This window comes from Gordonia sp. NPDC003422, from assembly GCF_053588675.1.
In genome coordinates, this window is the sequence record NZ_JBSFQL010000058.1 from 1 (window position 1) to 4,182 (window position 4,182).

Consider the following 4,182-nt stretch of genomic DNA (forward strand, 5'->3'; position numbering starts at 1 on the left):
GCCGAAAAACTCGACGAGCTACTAAACTCACCACCGTCAGGATCCGAATCAGGTCCTGTTGCATCCACCGCCTGAATCCGCCAGGGGACGAGTTTCTTCCCCTACTTTTCGTGGATCATCGTCGCAGCGCCGCGCTCCACGGCCCTCTTCCCGCCTCCACGATCGCCGCCGCAGGCGGCGGGTGGGTCGCTGATCCGAAGAGTTGGGTGACCGCCGCGGCCACCTACGGAGATCTGTACCTGGGAACCTGGCCACGTACACAGTGCACTTGGTCGGGTTGAGGGGTACATACATCCGATCGGGGTCGCGGTGCGTTCGGGTGGTCGGACCGGCTCGCCCCGGGAGGTGTCGTCCAAAACGGTCGCCGTGAGGTGTCGCCGAGGGCAATATGCCCTCGGCGGGCACTGAGGAGGACCGTTTCGGACGCCTTTCCCGGTGGGTCGGAATGCCTTACGCTCGGCGACCACGCTCTTCCCGCCTCCACCATCGCCGCCGTGCGGTGACGTCCGAATTCTGCGGCCAGTTAGCGCGGCCGGCGGGTACGGCTCTTCGATCTTCCGGGCCCAGGTGTTTTGCCGGCCGCTTCCCTCGCGGCTCGTTTGGCCGCTGCCTTCTCTTTGGCCGACCGTTTCGGTGCCGGTTCGGCCGTGCCTCGCGACGAGTTGGGTTTGCGGCCACGGACGATCCCGATGAACTCCTCGGCCAGCTCCGACGTCGGGTCCGGCCACAGCAGGCCGACGCTGCTCGTCGCGACATCGGTGACCGGCCGGTAATCCAGGTCGCGGCGATGGTGCAGTCGGGCGAGCGACTGCGGAACCAGAAGAAGTCCGATGCCGGCGGCCACGAGCTCGATCGCGTTGGCGGTCGTGTCGGGTCGATGCTCGATCGCGGTTCCAGGGCGATCGGTGACGACGAGAGGCTCGTCGAGCGGCCACAGAAGGCTCTCGTCGGCCAGATCTGCCGGTTGAAGTTCCTCGCCCGCGCTGAGCAGGTGATCCTTCGGGATGACGACCACCGTCGTCTCGTCGTAGAGCGTGATGGTGTGGTGCGCGCCGGGGTCGGCGTGGGTCACCGCATCAGGCAGTCGAGTGATCGCCATGTCAACGTTTCCATTGCCGATCGCCGCAGCGGTATCGGCAACCTCGGTGGCGACCAACTCCAGTCGCACCTCCGGGTGGCGTTCACCCCAGATGCGTACCCACTTCCCCGGCGTCGTGCCTGGCACGAAGGCGACCCGAAAATCCGTGCGGTCGGCTTCTGCGGGCGGGCTCACGCGTCGAGGCTACCGCGGGGATACGCTGCGAGGATGAGCTCGCAGTCGATGAAGCCGGCCACCGCCGCCAAGAAGCTGGACGTCTACCTGCCGGCGACACCCGAAGATTTTCGCGCCGGGCCGATCACGCGGGCGGAACTGGCCGCCCTCCAAGCCGACCCGCCGCAATGGCTGCGCGACCTTCGCGCCAACGGTCCGCACCCGAAGAACCTGGTGGCCGCCAAGCTCGGGATCTCGAACTCCGGCTTGATCCGAGGCGAGGTGACCGAAGCCCTGACGACCGAACAGATCAACGCCCTACTCGCCGAGATGCCCGAGTGGCTCGAGGCCGAACGCACCAAACACGTCGAGGTGCTGCGCGAGGAGCGTCGGGTCAAGTCGCTGCACGCGGATCGTCGACGTGACAGCGACGATCGGTCGGACGACGCCTCGGAGTGAGGTCAGTGAGCGGAAGCGGAGGGATTTGAACCCCCGGTGGTTTTACCCACGCTCGCTTTCAAGGCGAGTGCATTCGGCCGCTCTGCCACGCTTCCCTGAGCAGCAAGACTACGGCAGGGGGCCCGAGGCCTCGGTCGCACCCATCGCTGAGCAGCGTGTGACACGATCGACGGGGTGAAGGCCATCGTCGTCGAGTCCGGAAATCTGTCACTTCAGACCATCCCCGATCCCGTCGTGGGCGACGACGAGGTGATCGTCGACGTCGTCGCTGCCGGCGTGAACCGTGCGGACCTGCTCCAACGCAAGGGACTGTATCCGCCGCCACCCGGCGCTCCCGACACACTCGGGTTGGAGGTTTCGGGGCGGATCTCGGCGGTCGGATCAGAGGTGAGCGGCTGGTCGGAGGGCGACGAAGTGTGCGCCCTGCTCGCCGGCGGCGGGTATGCGGAGAAGGTGGCGGTCCCGGCTGCCCAACTCCTGCCGGTACCGGAAGGCGTCGACCTCACCTCGGCGGCCGCTTTGCCGGAGGTGGCGTGCACGGTGGTGTCGAATCTGTTCGGCACCGCACACCTACAGCCGGGTGAATTGGTACTGATCCATGGTGGTTCCAGCGGCATCGGCACCCACGCGATCCAGGTGGCGCATGCGCTGGCCGCACGGGTCGCGGTGACCGCGCGCAGTCAGGCCAAGCTCGCGCGCTGCGACGCACTCGGCGCCGACATCCTCATCGACTACACCCAGCAGAACTTCACCAAATTGGTGAACGAGAGCGGTGGCGCCGACGTCATCCTCGACATCATGGGCGCAAAGTATCTGCGCCCCAACATCGATTGCCTCCGAACGGGTGGGCGTCTCGTCATCATCGGCATGCAGGGCGGAGTGAAAGCCGAACTGCCGATAGGGCTGATGCTCGGCAAACGCCTCTCGATCTACGGCACCACGTTGAGGTCGCGCCCGGTCGGCGGCGTCGGCGGCAAAGCAGAGGTGGTGCGTCAGACGCTCGCAACCACCTGGCCACTGATCGACGCAGGACGAGTGCAGCCCGTGATCGACTCGGTGGTGCCACTCGCCGACGCCGACGCCGCCCACGCCCGACTCGACAGCGGCGAGGCGATCGGAAAGGTCCTTCTGGCGGTCGCTCCGGTCTGACAGCGAGAAGCGCGATCCGTTTGAAGTTGAGCCCGAATTCCGGACTCAACTTCAAACGGATCAATGTCGGATCAGCTGTCGTCGCCGTCGCCACCATTGTCGCCGTTGTCGGCGCTCTGGTTTCCGGCGTCGGCGTTGCCGCTCTCGTCACCGGCCTCCGCGTTACCGCCTTCGGGCTTGCCGGCGTCACTACCATTCGGCTTTGCTGTGTCACCGTCCTTGGGCTTTCCGGCATGTCCGCGTTCCGACTTCCCTGCGTCACCACCCTTGGGCTTGCCGACATTGCCCAACTTCGGCTTGGGGATCTCCAGTGCCTTGGGTTTCGCGGCAGCACCACCCTCCGGCTCGCCGGTCGGTTGCCCTTCTGGGTTCCCGACGTTCGTCGTGTTCACGACGGTGTTGGCTGCAGCATCGTCGACCGGGGCGGTCTTCTCGGTATCGGTCTTGTCAGCTTCGGCGTCGGTCGAATCGGGCGCGGCGAAGGTGGACACATTCTCCGAGCTCAGTCGATTGGCGGCCGTATTCACCGGCGTGATCGCTTCGGCGACCTGCTTAAGGTAGTTGTTGATGGTCACAATCGTTCCCGAGGTTGTCGCCGCAATGTTCAGCACCGGACGCAGGATTGAGCCCGTGACACTGATCTCGAGGTTTCCCGCGGGGCTCAGCAGGCCCCCTGCAGCCAAGGTCAAGGCAATGGGCGGGAGCAAAGGAAGCCCGGTATCGATCGTCGTGTCAACGACATTCGCACCGTTGAGCGCCCCGTCGACGATGGTGGGAATGAAGTCGATCAGCGACTGCACCACGTCGCCGAAATCACTGTCGTCGTCATTGACGGCACCGACGAAGTTCTGAATGGCTTCCACCGTCGCCACGACGGTCGCGAGAAGCGGAGAAACGACGCCCAGCGCGAGAGCCGCGACATTCTCGAGAGTGATGGTGCCTAGCGCATTCACGAAGTTCTGGAACGGCTGCGTCAGCGCCGCGACGACGGCGTCGAAGAGTTCAGACCCTGGCCCCTGAACCAGCGAAACCAGCGGCCCGATCAGAATCTGAGCCGCTTCCTCGATCCCGCCGCCACCGAACAGCGCTTGGATCGCCTGCACTGCGGTGATCGGCAGGGTGATCACGTACCCCGCGCCACCCACGACGATGTCGATCGTCGGACCCGCAACATTCCCGAGGCTGGTGAGGTTGTTGTCGAGGATTTGCGACAGCACCGGCAATGGGGGCTCTTCGAAGTTGAGCGGGCAATTCCGTTCAGCAGTGGAATTGCTGGATGCTGGCCCGCTGGGCGCGGGTGCAGTGGAATCGTATCCGGCGCC

Annotated in this window: 4 protein-coding genes and 1 tRNA gene; 2 read left to right on the forward strand and 3 right to left on the reverse strand. The window is 65.3% G+C overall.

Annotated features, from left to right (window positions below):
• Window positions 1-523 precede the first annotated feature (523 nt).
• Window positions 524-1,273: a LysR family substrate-binding domain-containing protein gene (locus ACWDTF_RS24610; protein WP_449755232.1), complete on the reverse strand. Its 750-nt coding sequence runs from the start codon at window positions 1,271-1,273 to the stop codon at window positions 524-526.
• A gap of 48 nt (window positions 1,274-1,321) precedes the next feature.
• On the opposite strand from ACWDTF_RS24610, the gene ACWDTF_RS24615 reads away from it, so the two are divergent.
• Window positions 1,322-1,711, forward strand: a complete 390-nt coding sequence (locus ACWDTF_RS24615; RefSeq protein ID WP_449755234.1) for a DUF5997 family protein — start codon at window positions 1,322-1,324, stop codon at window positions 1,709-1,711.
• Between the two features lie 10 nt (window positions 1,712-1,721).
• Here the strand turns inward: ACWDTF_RS24615 and ACWDTF_RS24620 are convergent.
• Window positions 1,722-1,806: transfer RNA gene (locus tag ACWDTF_RS24620), tRNA-Ser, on the reverse strand.
• A gap of 79 nt (window positions 1,807-1,885) precedes the next feature.
• Here ACWDTF_RS24620 and ACWDTF_RS24625 point away from each other — a divergent pair.
• Window positions 1,886-2,860 (forward strand): NAD(P)H-quinone oxidoreductase, encoded by a 975-nt coding sequence (locus tag ACWDTF_RS24625; RefSeq protein ID WP_240857912.1) that lies wholly within the window; start codon window positions 1,886-1,888, stop codon window positions 2,858-2,860.
• A 71-nt stretch (window positions 2,861-2,931) separates the two neighbouring features.
• Here ACWDTF_RS24625 and ACWDTF_RS24630 read toward each other — a convergent pair.
• On the reverse strand, window positions 2,932-4,182 hold a 1,251-nt coding region (locus ACWDTF_RS24630), incomplete at its 5' end, for a hypothetical protein (protein WP_449755233.1).

What these genes read in the sequence shown, in the direction of transcription:
- ACWDTF_RS24615 (WP_449755234.1), top strand. Translation starts at nt 1,322, where the DNA reads ATGAAGCCGGCCACCGCCGCCAAGAAGCTGGACGTCTACCTGCCGGCG.